This is a genomic window from Leisingera daeponensis DSM 23529 (genome assembly GCF_000473145.1).
Lineage (GTDB): Bacteria > Pseudomonadota > Alphaproteobacteria > Rhodobacterales > Rhodobacteraceae > Leisingera > Leisingera daeponensis.
On sequence record NZ_KI421500.1, the window covers coordinates 159,458 to 175,371 of the forward strand.

Below are 15,914 nucleotides of genomic sequence, written 5' to 3' on the forward strand. Positions count from 1 at the left end.
CTGAAGGCGATGAAATATATCTCGACCCGGGGCCAAGCGCCCGAGCTGACCTTTGAAGACGCGATGCTGACCGGCCTGGCCCGCGACGGAGGCCTCTATGTGCCCGCGGACATCCCGCAGATGTCCCACGACGACATCGCGGCGCTAGCGGGTCTGTCTTACGAGGAAACCGCCTTTCGCGTCATGCGCCCCTTCCTTGGCGATTGCTTCACGGATGAGGAATTCCGAGCCATCATCGCCCGCGCCTACGAGGGCTTTGGCCACGCCGCCCGCGCGCCGCTGAAGCAGCTGGCCCCGAACCATTTCCTGCTGGAGCTGTTCCACGGGCCCACGCTGGCGTTCAAGGATTTCGCGATGCAGCTGATCGGCCAGCTGTTCCAGACTGCCCTGGAACGCCGCGGCGACCGGGTGACCATTGCGGGCGCGACTTCCGGGGACACCGGCTCAGCGGCGATGGAAGCGTTCCGGGGCCTCAGCAATGTGGACGTCTTCATCCTTTACCCGCATGGCCGTGTGTCCGAGGTGCAGCGCCGCCAGATGACCACTCCGCAGGACAAGAACGTGCACGCGCTGGCCGTCGATGGCGACTTCGACGACTGCCAGGCGCGCGTCAAGGACATGTTCAACGACTTCGATTTCCGCGACGGGGTGAAACTGGCCGGCGTGAATTCGATCAACATCGCCCGGGTGCTGGCGCAGGTGGTTTATTACTTCTCCTCCGCCGTCTCCCTGGGCGCGCCGCAGCGCAAGGTGAGCTTCACCGTGCCGACCGGCAACTTCGGCGATATCTTCGCGGGCTTCATCGCCAAGCAGATGGGGCTGCCGATCGACCAGCTCGTCGTTGCCACCAACCAGAACGACATTCTGCACCGTTGCCTGTCGGGGCAGGGGTACTACAAGGGCGACACCCAGCCCTCGATCAGCCCTTCAATGGACATTCAGGTCTCGTCGAACTTTGAGCGCGCCCTGTTCTACGCCTATGGCCAGGACAGCAAGGCCGTGGCCCTCTTGATGGAAGAACTGAAGAACGGCGGCTTTGATGTCTCGCAAGGCGCGATGCAGGCGCTGGCCGAAAACTACACCTCTGGCCGCACCTCGGAGGAGGAGACGCTGGCGACCATCAAATCGGAACTGGCGTCCTCCGGCGAGCTGATCTGCCCGCACGGCGCGGTTGCGGTGAAAGTCGCCAATGAGCACCGCAAGGCAGATGTGCCGATGATCACCTTGGCCACTGCGCATCCGGCGAAATTCCCGGCGGCTGTGGAAGAGGCCAGCGGCATTCATCCGCCTCTTCCCCCGCGCATGGCAGACCTGTATGACAGGCCGGAACGGGTCACCCGGATTGCCAACGATCTGGCTGCCCTCGAGGATCATATCAGAAAGAACATCGCGCATTGACAGTTCAGCAGCACACACTCGCCAACGGGTTCCGCATCGTCTCCGAGCATATGCCGGGTCTGGAATCCGCGGCGGTCGGGATCTGGGTGACAGCCGGAGGCCGCCACGAGCGGCTTGAACAGAACGGCATCGCCCATTTCCTGGAGCACATGGCCTTCAAGGGCACCAAAAGGCGCTCGGCCTTGCAGATCGCCGAGGAGATCGAGGATGTCGGCGGCTATATCAACGCCTACACCTCGCGCGAGGTCACGGCGTATTACGCCCGTGTGCTGAAGGATGACGTGCCGCTGGCGGTGGATGTGATCGGGGACATCCTGCTCAATCCGGTGTTCGACCAGCGCGAGATCGAGGTCGAACGCGGGGTGATCCTGCAGGAAATCGGCCAGTCGCTGGATACACCGGACGATGTGATCTTTGACTGGCTGCAGGAAGAAAGCTACCGCGGCCAGCCGCTGGGCCGCACCATCTTGGGCCCCGCAGAACGCGTGCGCAGCTTCTCGCGCGAGGATCTGGAAGGCTTTGTCTCCGAGCATTACGGCCCCGGCCAGATGATCCTGGCGGCGGCGGGCGGTGTGGACCACGACGCGCTGGTCAGACTGGCGGAGCAGCTGTTCGGCCATATGGCGGCCAAGCCGGACTTCACCGCCGAAGGCGCCACCTTCACCGGCGGTGAGGCGCGGCAGGTCAAGGATCTGGAGCAGGCGCATTTTGCGCTGGCCTTCGAAGGTCCCGGCTACCGCGACCAGTCGATGTACACCGCGCAGATCTATGCCAGCGCCCTCGGCGGCGGCATGTCCTCGCGGCTGTTTCAGGAGGTGCGCGAAAAGCGCGGCCTTTGCTACACCATCTTCTCGCAGGCGGGGTCATATGCCGACACCGGTTCAATGACCGTTTACGCAGGCACCTCCGGCGAGCAGCTGGCGGAACTGGCGGGCATCACCATCGACGAGATGAAGCGCGCCGCGGACGACATGAGCGATGCCGAGGTCGAACGCGCCCGCGCCCAGATGAAGGCGGGGATGCTGATGGGGCTGGAAAGCCCCTCGAACCGGGCGGAGCGGCTGGCCCGGCTGGTGCAGATCTGGGGCAAGGTGCCGTCGCTGGAGCGGACCATCGAACGGATCGACGCAGTGACCACCAAGGACGTGCGCACGCTTGCCGAAACCATGGCGGTAACTGCGCCGGCGGCCTTGGCGCTGTATGGCCCGGTGGCGGATGCCCCGGCGCTTGAGAGGCTGCAGGAGAGGCGCGCTGCCTGATGCTGCTCAGCCGCCGCAAGGTCCGCATTGAAACCGAGCGCCTGACCCTTAGGCCGCCGGTGCATGCGGATTTTCACGGCTGGGCGGCGCTGAGGCTGCAAAGCCAGCCTTATCTGACGCCGTGGGAGCCCAGCTGGGCGGCGGATCACCTCAGCCGCAAGAGCTTCACCAACCGGGTCTACTGGGCGCGCCGCTCGGTGGCCTCGGGTTCAGCCATGCCGCTGTTCCTGATCCGGCGGTCGGATCAGGTTCTGGTCGGGGCGATCACGCTCGACAACATCCGCCGCGGCCCCGCCCAGGCCGGCACGCTGGGCTATTGGACGGGCCAGCCCTTCGCCCGCAAGGGTTTCATGCGCGAGGCGATCGGCGCGGTGGTGCATCATGCGTTCACGAAGCTGGACCTCAGCCGGATCGAGGCCGCCTGCCTGCCGGAAAACCAGGCCTCCCGCGGGCTGCTGGAAAAATCCGGCTTCAAGTATGAGGGCGTTGCCCAGTCCTATCTGCAAATCAACGGCCGCTGGCGCACCCATGTGCTCTATGCCGCGCTGCGCCATGACCGCCGCGGCAAGACCCTGGCCGGCCAGGCCTAGGCGCTGCGGCCCCGCAAAAGGCAATGCCTCCCGCCCGCCGCTGGTGCACTGACATGCACCGCGCCCGTCGGGCATGGCGCCGCACCTGCGGTGCGGCGTTTCCCGGCCTAGCGGCCGGGAGAGACGGCGGCGGTCTGCCGGGTCCGCGCCGGGCCGCAGGCCCGGCGCCCAGCCCAACCGCAAGGCGGAATTTGCAATTCTGCCGGAGCGGGCGGGAGCGCCCCAGAAGATTTTTTCGCGCCCGGGGCTGACAGCGGTGGTTTGCGCCCTAGAACCTGCCCCATGCGCGCGTTTTGCTGTCTCCTGTGGCTTATCCTCTGTGCCAGTGCCCTCCCCGCACAGGAGCGGCGGCCGAGCCATTGCATCGCCCTGGCGCAAGGCACGCCCGGCCTGGCTTACCTGCACAAAGCCAGCTGGCAGGATCCGGTTGCCAAGGACAGCGTGCTGATCCGCTATATCGCCCATGCCTCCTTTCTGCTGCGCACCGAGGGCGGGCTGAATGTGGTCACCGATTTCACCGGATTCACCGGCGCTGCGCCCTTGATCCCTGATGTGGTCACCATGAACCACGCCCATGAAACCCATTGGACGGCCCACCCCGATCCGGCGATCCCGCATGTGCTGGAAGGCTGGGGCCCCTTCGGGGCAGGCATCGACCATCACCTCGACCTGGGGGAGATGCTGATCCGCAATGTCTCCACCGATATCCGCAACATGTTCGGCGGGGTGGAGCAGCAGGGCAATTCGATTTTCGTGTTCGAGGCTGCGGGGCTCTGCATTGGCCACCTGGGCCACCTGCACCATGTGCCGACGCCGGAGCAATACGCGGCGCTGGGGCGGCTGGATGTGGTGATGGCAGCGGTGGACGGCGGCATCACCCTGCCGCTCGATCAGATGCTGGAGGTGCTGGGGCGGCTGCGGTCCTCTGTCATCATCCCGATGCACTGGTTCAGCGACTACTCCCTGGACCGCTTTCTGTCTCAGGTCGGCCCGGAGTTCGATGTGGTCGATGACGGCAGCAGCACACTCACCGTTTCGCTGCGCAGCCTGCCCAGCCGCCCGACCATCCATGTGCTGCGGCCGAAGCACCTGCTGGAAGAGGAGTGAGCCCGCTTGCCAGCCGCCGGGCCTTGCGGCATGGATAGGGCATGAGCCTCAACCCCGCCGATCCCGCCTTTGCCGCCCGCCTTTCTGCCCTGCTGCCCGAAGGCGTGCTGCGCCAGCCTGAGCCGCGCCACCTGGAGGAGCCGCGCGGGCGCTATCGCGGGCAGGCGGGCGTGCTGGCGCTGCCGCACACCGTGGAGCAGGCCGCAACCCTGGTGCGCGAGGCCAATGCCGCCCGGGTGCCGGTTGTGCCCTACGGCGGCGGCACCGGTCTGGTCGGCGGCCAGGTGATGCCGGACGGCCCGGCACCGCTTCTGCTGTCACTGGAGCGGATGACGGCGATCCGCGCGGTTTACCCGCAGGAAAACGTGATTATCGCCGAGGCTGGTGCCATTCTGGCGGATGTGCAGGCCGCTGCGCAGGCGGCAGACCGGCTGTTTCCCCTCTCGCTGGCGGCGGAAGGCTCGGCCCGGATCGGCGGCAACCTTGCGACCAATGCAGGCGGGGTCAACGTGCTGCGCTACGGCAACGCCCGCGACTTGTGCCTGGGGCTGGAAGCGGTGCTGCCTTCCGGCGAGGTCTGGCACGGGCTCTCGCGCCTGCGCAAAGACAACACCGGCTATGACCTCAAGAACCTGCTGATCGGCGCCGAGGGCACATTGGGAGTGATCACCGCTGCGGCTCTGAAACTGTCGCCTATCCCGGCGGGACAGGGCACGGCCCTTTTCACAGTGAAGGACCCGGAAGCGGCCATCGCGCTGCTGGCGCTGGCCCGGGATCAGGCCGGTGAGGCCGTCAGCGCCTTTGAGCTGATCCACCGGCAGGGGCTGGAGTTCCTGGCCGAGACCCAGCCGCAAGTGCGCCAGCCTTTCGCCCCGGCGCCGGAGTGGTCGGTGCTGATCGAAGTTGGCCTGCCGCGCGGGCTGGATCCTGAAACCGCCCTGGCGGAGCTGTTCGAGGCGGCGGAACGGGCCGGGCTTGCGCAGGATGGCGTCATTGCTCAATCCGAGGCGCAGCGGCAGGCGCTGTGGTCGCTGCGTGAGCATATCCCGGTTGCCAACAAGGCGATCGGTGCAATTTCAAGTCATGACATCTCGGTCCCGGTCTCAGAGATCCCGGCGTTCATCAAACGCGGCCATGAGGTGCTGGAGACACTGGGCGTATTCCGGATCAACTGCTTTGGTCACCTTGGGGACGGCAACCTGCACTACAACGTCTTCCCGCCCAAAGGCCGCAGGCGGGAGGACTTTGACCACCTGCGGAGTGCCGTGAAGGAGGCCGTGCATGACTTGGTCCACACCTTCGGCGGCTCTTTCAGCGCGGAGCATGGCGTAGGACGGATGAAAACCAGTGACCTGGAGCGGTATGGCGATCCGGTCAAACTGGCGGCCATGCGCGCGATCAAGCAGGCGCTGGACCCGAACGGGATCATGAACCCGGGCGCGGTGCTGAGGGCCGTCTGAATTCTCTGAAAAAGGAAGGGCTCCCGCACCCGCGGCTGCCCGGCTGCGCCGGACCGCCTGGCGGCTTTGGGCCCGGCGCCGCGCATCCGCGCGGCGCGCCTTTCAGGTGCCCTGGCAGGGCACCTGAAAGGCCATGCCCAACCGGCAAAGCCGTTTTCACGGAAAATGGCGCAGGACGGGCGGGAGCGCGCCGCGGGCCGGGCGTCAGAGCCCTTCGAACTCGCACAGAACATGGACGTCCATGCCCATGCTTTCCAGCAGTTTGCGGCCGCCCAGCTCCGGCAGGTCGACGATGAACGAGCACGACACGATCTCGCCGCCCAGCCGCTCGATCAGCTTGATGCCTGCACCCGCGGTGCCGCCGGTGGCCAGCAGGTCATCCACCACCAGGATCTTCTCGCCCGGCTTGATCGCGTCATCGTGGATCTCGACAATCGCCTCACCGTATTCCAGCTTGTACTCTTGGCTGATGGTGGTGCCCGGCAGCTTGCCCTTCTTGCGGATCGGCACGAAACCGACGCTCAGCTGATGCGCAATTGCGCCGCCCAGGATGAAGCCGCGCGCCTCAAGCCCCACAACCTTGTCGATCTGCTCGCCCGCGTAGGGATGCAGCATCTGGTCGATCGCCATGCGGAAGCCGCGCGGATCGGCAAACAGGGTGGTCACATCGCGGAACATGATCCCTTCGTGCGGGAAGTCGACGATGGTGCGGATATAATCCTTAACAGCGGTCTTCTTGGGCATCGGCTTGGCTCCCCTTGGCGCATCGGTTCCGGCGGCCCGGCACTGCCGCCGGGCACAGGGGGTTTGGCCGAAGCCGCGCTGTCATGCAAGGGGGAACCGGCAGCCGCGCCAGTGACGTCAGTTGCCGTGCCGGGTTTTCCGCCGCGACAGGTCGCTGCGGTAAAGGCTTCCCGGAAGCCGGGCCAGATGCGCATGGCGCCGGTCGCGGCGGCGCAGGGCAGGACAGGCCAGACGGTTGATCCTGCGCTTGGGCAAGGGGGCGGAACGCTCTTGCCGGGCCGTCCGAGATCAGGACACGACGGCGGGCCGCGAAACCCACCGCTTTGTGCAAAGAATCCTGACGCAAGACGGCTAGAGTTGCCGGTGTGCGGGACGTCACCTTTTGCGCAGCGGCTGGCCCGCTGGCAGGCTTTACCTGGGAAAGCTGGTGCTCCAGCGCAGCAAGGCCTCCAGCGGCCCGCGTTTGGCAAAGAGGCTCCAGATCCAGGCCGCCACCATGGACAGGGCACAGAAGCCCAGCGAATAGCCGAAGATTTGCTCGGCAGACAGCGAGCCATCAAGCTGTCCCATAGCCTCCAGGGTGCCCATGCCAAGCAGGATATGCGCCGCATAGAGGCTCAGGGCCTGCCGGCCCGGGGCGGCCAGCCATTCGGCAAGGCCCGCCTTGTCCAAAGCCGGGGTGATGGCCAGCGTCAGTCCAATCACTGCCATCGCGCTGCCAGAGGCTGCGAGGATGTAGAAAGGCCCGGGGGGGATGGCGCTCGTGCCCGAAAGCTCTGTCAGGTCCGGGTTCTGTACCAATAGCCCGGGCAAGGCCGCCAGCGCTGCGGCCGCTGCGCCCCATAGCACCAGGCGCGCCTGCACGGACCGGCTGGCCAGGTTCAGGCGGCCGATCCACATGCCCAGAAACAGGAAGGCCGCCCAGGGAAATACCGGATGCCAGCCGTTGAAGAAGGAATGGCGCAGGAAGCCTTCCAGCGTCCAGAAGTCCGCGTAAGCCAGTGTCTCCCAGTTCCAATGCGCCTCGTAGTCCAGTGCCAGCAGGCTTATCAGGCCGATCAGTAACGTGCCCGCGGCAGCCAGCAGCAGTACCCGGCCGGTCGCCGTCAGGAACGGCAGCGCCACCAGGAAGTAGAGCGCGTAGAAATGCAGGATGTCGGCTTCGAAGATAGTCAGGTTCAAGAGCCCGATCAGGAACAGGAACAGCGCGCGGCGCAACAGGGTTGCCCGGTCCGGTTTGCCGACAGACAGGCCAACCCCGGCAAGGATGACAAACAGCGCCGCGGCCCGGCCTTCCAGGGCGTTGGTGAACAGCGAGATGGCATCTGGCCCCGGGCTCACTTGCGCCGCGATCCGGAAGTTGACCAGCACCATGCCGCAGAAAGCGAGGAAACGGGCGATGTCCAATCCATGAAGGCGCATGAAAAAAATCCTGAAATCCTGAGGTAAATCCTGTTGTCCGATAAAGGCATCCTGTTGGGCAAAGAAAAGGGGCGGCACCCTCTGGCCCGCCCCGAAACCTGAAATCTGTTGCTGCCGGGGATCAGCCCAGCACCCGGCCTGCGACCGCGTCGAGTTTGGCCAGCAGCGCCGGATCCCGCCGCTCCGGCGCGGTCATGATGGCGTATTCCAGCGCCTTGTCGCAGCCGTGCGGGCAGTCCGCGCGCTGTTGTCCCAGCAGGTCGGGCAGACGCCGCACCAATTCGCGGGCGTTGGCGGAGTTGCCCTGCAAAGTCGCAATGATTTCAGTGATTTCTACCGCGCCGTGCTCCGGGTGCCAGCTGTCGTAATCGGTGACCATTGCGATGGAGGCGTAGCACAGCTCGGCCTCGCGGGCGAGTTTGGCCTCGGGCATGTTGGTCATGCCGATCACGTCGCAGCCCCATTGCTCGCGGTACATCTTGCTTTCCGCCATGGACGAGAACTGCGGGCCTTCCATGCAGAGATACGTGCCGCCGCGGTGGATCTTTATGCCGGCGTCCCGGCCCGCAGCCTCCGCCGCGTCCGACAGCCGCTCGCAGGTCGGGTGCGCGACGCTCACATGGGCGACGCAGCCGGTGCCGAAGAAGCTTTTCTCACGCGCGAAGGTGCGGTCAATGAATTGATCCACAACGACGAAATCGCCCGGTGCCATCTCCTCGCGAAACGATCCGCAGGCGGAAACGGAGAACACGTCAGTCACGCCCAGCCGCTTCAGCGCGTCGATATTGGCGCGGTAGGGGACCTCGGTCGGGGAATGCACATGGCCGCGGCCGTGGCGGGGCAGGAAGGCCATCTTCACACCGCCCAGGGAACCGGTGAAAATGTGATCGGACGGGGCACCCCAAGGGGTTTCCACCGAGACCCACTCAGCGTTTTCGAGCCCGTCGATTTCGTAGATGCCCGAGCCGCCGATCACGGCGATCATGGTTTCGCGGGGTTCTGATGCGGTCACGTGCTGCCCTCCTGATGCTGTTGAAGGGGATATGCGCAAGCGGGCCGGGGTTTGGCAAGCCCAAGGTGCGAAATGAGGGGGCGGCATGCGTGCACCCGCTGTGCACCCCCTGTGCAGCGGGCGGCTGCCGGGAGGCCGGGATGTTTGAAGCGGGGTGAGGCCCGTCCCCGTGATCGCCCGGGGCAAAGTTTCAGGACCGCACGGGCGGAGGCCCTATGAAGTTTCGCCTTCGGCGAGAGTATTTGAGGAAAGATGAAGCCGGCCAGCGGGACATTGCGCACAAGGCTCCTGAGCGCCGGGGTGGCGGGTTAAATCTTGCAGAGGGGAATTGCTGATGTTCCACGCAGGCTATTCCAAAAGGCTGCGGGCTTTGGCGGCGGCCCGGAAATCGGCAAAGGCCGCATCAAACCCTTCCAGCGGCCAGGTGAGATCCTGCGCCTGCCCGTGCCGGTCGCGGAAAGTGAAGCGGAAGGCGCCGCCTTCACGCATCTGTGCGATCAGCTTGTCCGCGCCGGCACCGGTGAAGCTGCAACTGAGGCCGGTGAGGCAGCCGGGATGCAGGCTGCGCCACGTGACCTCTCCCTGCCGTTCGATGCGGAAGCCTCGGGGGCTGAACAGAGTTCCCGGCTCAATGCCGAAGCTGACCTTCCAGCCCTCCGCATGAGGGGTGAGGAAGAGGAACTGGCCGGCAAACCTGGGGCGCGGCGAGAACACATCCACCCAGCGGATGTAGCAGCGCTGCACCAGGGCATTGGCCTCCTCGCGTTCGTCGCAGGCGGAGGTCCAGATGCCAAAGCTTTCATAGTGTTTCACCCGCCAGTCGCTGGCGGTGTCATGTCCGGCCCGGTCCTGTGCAAGGGCAGGGGCGGCGGCGAGGGCAAGGCAGGCAAGCAGGATCCGCATCATCTTTTCCCCAGGAAAGCTCACTGCGACTGTACCTGTGTATGGCGGGATGCTGGTGCAATTCACGTTCGCGCGATGGATGGGCGCTCGGCCCCGCGCCCTTGCCCCATTGGCGTATTTCCGCTAGGGGCGGGCGGCGAACACTCCTCCTCCCGAGCACAGGTACACCCAATGAGACGCGCAGCCATGGCTTTGCTGGCCAAGCAGATATCCCCGCCCAACCTTTCCATCATGCAGGACGAGGGCTTTACCGTGGCCCGCGTGCGCACCGAATTGCTGTCCGGCCTCACCGTCGCGCTGGCGCTGGTGCCGGAGGCGGTGGCCTTTGCATTCGTCGCAGGGGTGCATCCGCTGGTCGGGCTGTACGCGGCCTTCATGGTGGGGCTGATCACCGCGGTGTTCGGCGGCCGCCCCGGGATGATTTCGGGTGCGACCGGCGCGCTGGCGGTGGTGATGGTGGCGCTGGTGGCGGAGCACGGGGTGGAATACCTGTTTGCCACCGTGGTGCTGATGGGGATCCTGCAGATCTTTGCGGGCGTCATGCATTGGGGCAAGTTTATCCGCCTGGTGCCGCATCCGGTGATGCTGGGCTTTGTGAACGGCCTTGCCATCGTGATCTTCCTAGCGCAGCTCACCCAGTTCAAGGTGCCGGGCAGTGATGGCGCGGAGTGGCTGAGCGGCGCCTCGCTTTACATGATGCTGGGGCTGGTGGCGCTGACCATGGTGATCATCTGGGGGATGCCCAAGATCACCAACGCTATCCCGGCGCCGCTGGCGGGGATCGGAATCGTGGCGGTTCTGGTGATCGCGCTGGGGCTGGATGTGCCGCGGGTCGGTGACATGGCCTCGATCGAGGGCGGCCTGCCCGCCTTCCATATCCCGATGGTGCCGCTGAACTGGGAGACCTTCGAGATCATCCTGCCCTATGCGGTGATCCTGGCGGCGATCGGCCTGATCGAGAGTCTGCTGACCCTGAACCTGGTGGGCGAAATCACCGGCAAGCGCGGCGGCGCCAGCCAGGAATGCATTGCGCAGGGGGCCTCGAATGTGGTGACCGGCTTTTTCGGCGGTATGGGCGGCTGCGCGATGATCGGCCAGTCGATGATCAACGTGAAATCGGGCGGGCGGACCCGGATCGCGGGCATTGCCGCGGCGCTGTTCCTCTTGCTGTTCATCGTGGCGGCCTCGCCGCTGATCGAGCAGATCCCGCTGGCCGCACTCGTGGGCGTGATGTTCATGGTGGTGATCGGCACCTTCGCCTGGAATTCGATCAAGATCATGACCAAGGTTCCGCCGATGGACGCCTTCGTGATTGTGCTGGTGACCGTGGTGACGGTGATGACCGACCTGGCGATTGCGGTTGTGGTGGGCGTCATCGTCTCGGCGCTGGCCTATGCCTGGAACAACGCGCGCCGCATCCACGCCTATACCCGCGAGTCCGCAAGCGACAAGGGCGCCAAGGTTTATGAGATCGAAGGCCCGCTGTTCTTCGGCTCCACCGACGGGTTCATCGAGCTGTTTGACGTGGCGGGCGATCCGGACCATGTGATCGTGGACTTCGCGCGCAGCCGGGTGGTGGACCAGTCGGCGCTGCAGGCAATCGAGGCGCTGGCTGGAAAGTATGAAGCCGAGGGCAAGAAACTGGTGCTGCGCCACCTGAGCCGCGACTGCCACCAGCTGCTGACCAAGGCGGGCCACCTGATGGTCGATAGCGACGACGACCCGGACTATGAGCTGGCGGTGGACTACTCGGTCAGGACCGGGATCCTGGGCGGCCACTAATCGCTGACGGTTTGACAAAAAAGCCCGCGGTTCGAATGAACTGCGGGCTTTATTAGTTTCCAGGGTGGCTTCTGGCTCACCATATCAGAAAACGCTCAGTCAGGCGCGATGCTCTCCAGCATGTCGAGGTCGCCAGACAAGAGTGCCGGTTCGGCGCGGGTAATGAGGTCCGCGGGCCAGTCCCACCATTTCAAGGCCAGCAGCCGGGCGATCTGCGGTTTGGGGAAGCGGTAGCCCTGCACGGTGCCGGGGTTGCCAGTGACGATGGCGTAGGGCGGTATCGTGCCGCGCACCACGGCGCCTGCGCCGATGATGGCGCCGTCACTGACGCGGGCACCGGGCAGGATCAGGGCGCCGTAGCCGATCCAGACGTCGTTGCCGATCACCGTGTCGCGGGTGTCGGGCTGGAAACCGGCCATCTGGCTGGGATCGAACACCGGGAAGGGGTAGCAGCTGAGGCCTTCCTGCGCGTGGTTGGCCGACGCGGTGATGAAGCGCGCGCCGTGGGCGATCTGGCAGAACCGGCCGATCACCAGGCGTTCCCGCGCGCCGGGGAACAGGTAGGGGGCGAGGTGCAGCGCCCAGTTGTCCGGCGGGTCGAAATCGGAGGCATAGCTGTAGTCGCCGGCCTGAATGTTCGGATGGTCCAGCACCCGTGACAGCATCACGGTGCCCGGGTGCGGCGTGCCGTCCGGCAGGATGATCGGGTTGCGTTTACGGGGATCAGGCAGCGGCATCGCGGGTCTCAATCATCGGGGCGGGTGAGCGGGAACAGGTCGCGCACCACCGAATAGTCGCGGTAGCCGAGGCGGGCGAGCGGCTGGAAGGTGGTGACGTCGAAGGTGCCGTCCTTCAGGCACTCGTCGCGCATGTGGACACCGGTCACCTCGCCGAACACGACCTTGTTGGCCTCGCCCGGCAGGGTCACGATTCGGGTAAGCCGGCATTCCAGCGCCGCGGGGGCTTCGGCGACACGGGCGCAGGCGATGGTTTCGCACTCCACGGCGGTCAGGCCGGCATGGGCGAACTCGTCCACATCCTTGGGCAGCGCGCCGGAGCTGGCGTTCATCGCATCGCGCAGCGCATAGGATACCACATTGACGCAAAAGACGCCGGTGGCCTCGATGTTGGCGACGCTGTCCTTGGTGCCGTCCTGGTCGGGCTTGGCGCTGGTGGAGGCAAACATCACCTGCGGCGGCGTATAGGCCACTGCGTTGAAAAAGGAATAGGGCGCCAGGTTGTTCACCCCGTCGGCGGAGCGGGAGGAGATCCAGCCGATGGGGCGGGGTGTGACAATGGCGTTGAACGGATTGTGGGGCAGGCCGTGGCCGTCCTCGGGGCGGTAGAACATTCTGGCTTCCTGTTCTGTGGCTTAGGTGTTTGCCCAAGCCTTACGCCCGTGTTAGGCCAAATGCCAGCCTGCAGAGGATATCGGCGGAGACAGGGCAGCGTGATCGAATTGCAAGCGGAACGGCCGGACGACCGGTGGGAGGTCGAGGCGCTTTACGACCTGTGCTTTGCGCCGGGCAGGGAGGCCCTGTCTTCCTACCGGCTGCGCGAAGGGGTGCCGCCGGTGGCGGGCCTCAGCCAGGTGGCGCGCGACAGCGACGGAATCCTGGCTGCGGCGATCCGGTTCTGGCCGGTGCTGATCGGGGACGCGCCGGCGCTCTTGCTGGGGCCGGTGGCGGTGCATCCGACGCGGCAGGGCGAGGGGCTGGGCGGGTCGCTGATTCGCGACAGCCTGGCCAAGGCGCAGGAGAGTGGCTGGGCGCGGGTGATGCTGGTGGGCGATGCGCCCTATTACCGGCGCTTTGGCTTTACCCGCCTGGAGGGGGTGGAAATGCCGCCGCCCACCAACCCGGACCGGGTTCTGGGGCTTGCCTTGCAGGATGGCGCCTGGGACGGCGTCCGCGGCCAGGTCACCCGCTGGCAGGGTTGAAATCGGCCTCGGTTCCGCCGATCTGTTAGGCAGATACAGGAGGCGTATGTGGCAGACATTCTGAGCAATGCGCGGGAGCTGACCCCGCAGCAGGTCGAGGCGGAGCTGGACGCGCTGGCCAAACGCTATCACGCGGCGGGCGGGTTCGGCGTGGAGCTGATGACCCGGCTGGGCGGCAGCGGCGAGAGCCTGCTGGAACGCTTGCCGGCGCCGGTGCGGGCCGGGCTGACCGGTGCCGCGGAAACGGCGCTGCGGCTGGCCATGAAAGGCGCAACCACGTCGCGCCGCCTGGTGCCCGACCAGAAGCCCGGCGTCGACCGGGTGGTCAGCGCCGCGATGGGCGCGGCGGGCGGCGCAGCCGGTCTTCCCGGCGCGCTGGTGGAGCTGCCTGCCACCACCGCCTTTTTGCTGCGCACCATTCAAAGCGCCGCAGCCGCCGAAGGCTTTGACCCGGAGGCCGAGAGCGTCACCTTCGATTGCATCCAGGTGTTCGCTGCGGCGGGCCCGCTGGCCAGCGATGACGGGGCCGATCTTGGCTTCGTCTCGCTGCGGCTGGGGCTGCCCGGCGGGGTGCATAAGCTGATTGCCCAGGTGGCGCCCAAGCTGGGGGCGGTGCTGGGGCAGAAGCTGGCGGCGCAGGCGGTGCCGCTTGCCGGCGCGGTTGCAGGGGCTGCGGTGAACTACGTCTTTTCCGGCTATTACCGGGAGATGGCGCATGTGCATTTCGGCCTGCGGCGGCTGGCGGTGGAGGCCGGAACGCCGCAGGAGGAGCTGGCGGCACGGCTGCGGCAGCGGCTGCAGCGCCCCGGTGCGGCGGTTTAGGCGCACTGCGCTCTTGCACTTGCCGGAAAGGGAGATTTAATCGCCTCTTCCTGCTATGAGGGAAAACATGATTCAATACAGCCTCAAATGCGCAGAGGGCCACAGCTTCGACAGCTGGTTCCAGTCTGCAGCGGCGTTTGACAAACTGGCGGCGGCCGGTCTGGTGTCCTGTGCGGTTTGCGGCGGCACCGGGGTGAAGAAGGCGGTCATGGCCCCGCGGGTGCGTCCGGGGCGCAAGGCAGTGTCCGGTGTCGGCGAGCCCGAACCGCAGGCCGTCGCTGCGCCTTCAGCTTCGGTGCCGGCACCTGTGCCGGCGCAGGCGGGGCCGGGCCTGCTGAGCCGTCCTTCAGGCGAGGTGGAGAAGGCCATTGCCGAGCTGCGCCGGAAGGTTGAAGAGAACTCCGATTATGTGGGCGACCGCTTTGTGCAGGAGGCGCGGGCGATGCATCTGGGCGAGGCGCCGGAGCGGGCCATTCATGGCGAGGCCAAACTTGAAGACGCGCGGGAACTGATCGAGGAAGGCGTGCCGGTGCTGCCGCTGCCGTTCCGTCCCGGGCGCAAAGCGAATTGAGAGGCAGGGCAGTATGCACGCAGTCGTAACGGGGACCAGCCGCGGCATCGGCAAGGAGCTGGTGAAGCAGCTGCGAGAGGCGGGCCACGAGGTGACCGGCACCTCGCGGGATCATTCCTCGGGGGTGAAGCTGGATGTCTCCGACCCCGGCCAGCAGGCGCGTTTTGCTGCCCAGATCCGGAACCGGCCGGTGGACCTCTTGGTCTGCAATGCCGGGGTTTATATCGACAAGGCGATGGGGCTTGCGGATTACTCGGCCGAGGTCTGGGCCAAGACGCTGGCGGCCAATGTGACGGGCGTGTTCCTGACCGTGCAGGCGATGCTGCCCAACCTGCGGCTGTCGGATGCGCCCAAGATTGCCATCCTGTCGTCGCAGATGGCCAGCCAGTCACGGGCGCCGGGCGGCAGCTATGCTTATCGCGCGTCGAAGGCCGCGGCGCTGAACCTCGGCCGCAACCTGGCCACCGATCTGAAGGCCGAAGGGATTGCCGTCGGCATCTACCACCCGGGCTGGGTACGCACCGACATGGGCGGCGATGAGGGCGATATCACGGTGGCAGAGTCGGTCGCCGGGCTGATCAACGAGTTCGACGTGCTGTCGCTGGAGACCACCGGCTGCTTCCACACCTGGGACGGCCGCATCCAACCGTACTGATACACCTCCCCGCCCTGCGCCCTAAACGCAGTGGCGGGGCTCCCGCGCCCGCAGGCGTCCTCAGCGGGGCTGAGGACGCCTTGGCGGCCTTGGGCCCGGCGCCGCGCCTGCGCGCGCCGCTGCACCGCACGGTAGTGCGGTGCCGTTCCCAACGGGCTGAGGGCCTGGCAAGGCCCGGCGCCGGGCGGGAGCAGCCCCGTGCGCTGCAAGCGGATAGACCTCTTTCCGGCGCGGCACTGGCCGCAAAAAA

16 protein-coding genes are annotated in these 15,914 nt (G+C 66.2%); 10 read left to right on the forward strand and 6 right to left on the reverse strand.

Annotated features, from left to right (window positions below):
- The first annotated feature begins 9 nt into the window (after positions 1-9).
- From thrC to DAEP_RS0101125, 5 genes are all read left to right on the forward strand, one after another.
- Positions 10-1,398 (forward strand): threonine synthase, encoded by a 1,389-nt coding sequence (thrC, locus tag DAEP_RS0101105; protein WP_027243373.1) that lies wholly within the window; start codon positions 10-12, stop codon positions 1,396-1,398.
- Entirely contained in the window at positions 1,395-2,657 is a 1,263-nt protein-coding gene (locus DAEP_RS0101110) for a M16 family metallopeptidase (protein WP_027243374.1), read from the forward strand. Before thrC ends, DAEP_RS0101110 begins: the two co-directional genes overlap by 4 nt.
- Complete coding sequence (locus tag DAEP_RS0101115; RefSeq protein ID WP_008555950.1) at positions 2,657-3,247, forward strand: GNAT family N-acetyltransferase; 591 nt, start codon at positions 2,657-2,659, stop codon at positions 3,245-3,247. The genes DAEP_RS0101110 and DAEP_RS0101115 overlap by 1 nt, the downstream gene beginning before the upstream one ends.
- Positions 3,248-3,529: 282 nt before the next feature.
- The gene (locus tag DAEP_RS0101120; RefSeq protein ID WP_027243375.1) at positions 3,530-4,354 is read left to right on the forward strand and encodes an MBL fold metallo-hydrolase; all 825 of its coding nucleotides are present in this window, start codon (positions 3,530-3,532) and stop codon (positions 4,352-4,354) included.
- 41 nt (positions 4,355-4,395) lie between these two features.
- Complete coding sequence (locus DAEP_RS0101125; protein ID WP_027243376.1) at positions 4,396-5,814, forward strand: FAD-binding oxidoreductase; 1,419 nt, start codon at positions 4,396-4,398, stop codon at positions 5,812-5,814.
- Between the two features lie 204 nt (positions 5,815-6,018).
- On the opposite strand, the gene DAEP_RS0101130 is transcribed toward DAEP_RS0101125, so the two are convergent.
- The 4 genes from DAEP_RS0101130 to DAEP_RS0101150 all read right to left on the reverse strand — a co-directional run bounded on the left by DAEP_RS0101130 (position 6,019) and on the right by DAEP_RS0101150 (position 9,895).
- The gene (locus DAEP_RS0101130) at positions 6,019-6,558 is read right to left on the reverse strand and encodes an adenine phosphoribosyltransferase (RefSeq protein WP_008556837.1); all 540 of its coding nucleotides are present in this window, start codon (positions 6,556-6,558) and stop codon (positions 6,019-6,021) included.
- Positions 6,559-6,969: 411 nt separating this feature from the next.
- On the reverse strand, positions 6,970-7,980 hold the full coding sequence (locus DAEP_RS0101140; RefSeq protein ID WP_036760391.1) for a DUF418 domain-containing protein: 1,011 nt from the start codon (positions 7,978-7,980) through the stop codon (positions 6,970-6,972).
- Between the two features lie 121 nt (positions 7,981-8,101).
- The gene (locus DAEP_RS0101145; protein WP_036760392.1) at positions 8,102-8,965 is read right to left on the reverse strand and encodes an S-methyl-5'-thioadenosine phosphorylase; all 864 of its coding nucleotides are present in this window, start codon (positions 8,963-8,965) and stop codon (positions 8,102-8,104) included.
- Positions 8,966-9,340: 375 nt separating this feature from the next.
- The gene (locus DAEP_RS0101150; RefSeq protein ID WP_027243379.1) at positions 9,341-9,895 is read right to left on the reverse strand and encodes an invasion associated locus B family protein; all 555 of its coding nucleotides are present in this window, start codon (positions 9,893-9,895) and stop codon (positions 9,341-9,343) included.
- 171 nt (positions 9,896-10,066) lie between these two features.
- On the opposite strand from DAEP_RS0101150, the gene DAEP_RS0101155 reads away from it, so the two are divergent.
- The gene (locus DAEP_RS0101155) at positions 10,067-11,677 is read left to right on the forward strand and encodes a SulP family inorganic anion transporter (RefSeq protein WP_027243380.1); all 1,611 of its coding nucleotides are present in this window, start codon (positions 10,067-10,069) and stop codon (positions 11,675-11,677) included.
- 95 nt (positions 11,678-11,772) lie between these two features.
- On the opposite strand, the gene DAEP_RS0101160 is transcribed toward DAEP_RS0101155, so the two are convergent.
- Both DAEP_RS0101160 and DAEP_RS0101165 read right to left on the reverse strand, forming a co-directional pair.
- Positions 11,773-12,414, reverse strand: coding sequence for a CatB-related O-acetyltransferase (locus DAEP_RS0101160; RefSeq protein ID WP_008557242.1), 642 nt, complete (start codon positions 12,412-12,414; stop codon positions 11,773-11,775).
- 8 nt (positions 12,415-12,422) lie between these two features.
- Positions 12,423-13,028: a flavin reductase family protein gene (locus tag DAEP_RS0101165; RefSeq protein ID WP_027243381.1), complete on the reverse strand. Its 606-nt coding sequence runs from the start codon at positions 13,026-13,028 to the stop codon at positions 12,423-12,425.
- A 99-nt stretch (positions 13,029-13,127) separates the two neighbouring features.
- Here DAEP_RS0101165 and DAEP_RS0101170 point away from each other — a divergent pair, with 99 nt between their 5' ends.
- The 4 genes from DAEP_RS0101170 to DAEP_RS0101185 all read left to right on the forward strand — a co-directional run bounded on the left by DAEP_RS0101170 (position 13,128) and on the right by DAEP_RS0101185 (position 15,664).
- Positions 13,128-13,616: a GNAT family N-acetyltransferase gene (locus DAEP_RS0101170; protein ID WP_027243382.1), complete on the forward strand. Its 489-nt coding sequence runs from the start codon at positions 13,128-13,130 to the stop codon at positions 13,614-13,616.
- 48 nt (positions 13,617-13,664) lie between these two features.
- A complete protein-coding gene (locus tag DAEP_RS0101175) occupies positions 13,665-14,438 on the forward strand; it encodes an EcsC family protein (protein ID WP_027243383.1) in 774 nt (257 codons plus the stop codon).
- Between the two features lie 67 nt (positions 14,439-14,505).
- Positions 14,506-15,009 carry a DUF1178 family protein gene (locus DAEP_RS0101180; RefSeq protein WP_027243384.1) on the forward strand — a complete coding sequence of 168 codons (504 nt, stop codon included), beginning with the start codon at positions 14,506-14,508 and terminating at the stop codon, positions 15,007-15,009.
- 13 nt (positions 15,010-15,022) lie between these two features.
- Positions 15,023-15,664: an SDR family oxidoreductase gene (locus DAEP_RS0101185; protein ID WP_008553899.1), complete on the forward strand. Its 642-nt coding sequence runs from the start codon at positions 15,023-15,025 to the stop codon at positions 15,662-15,664.
- Positions 15,665-15,914 lie beyond the last annotated feature (250 nt).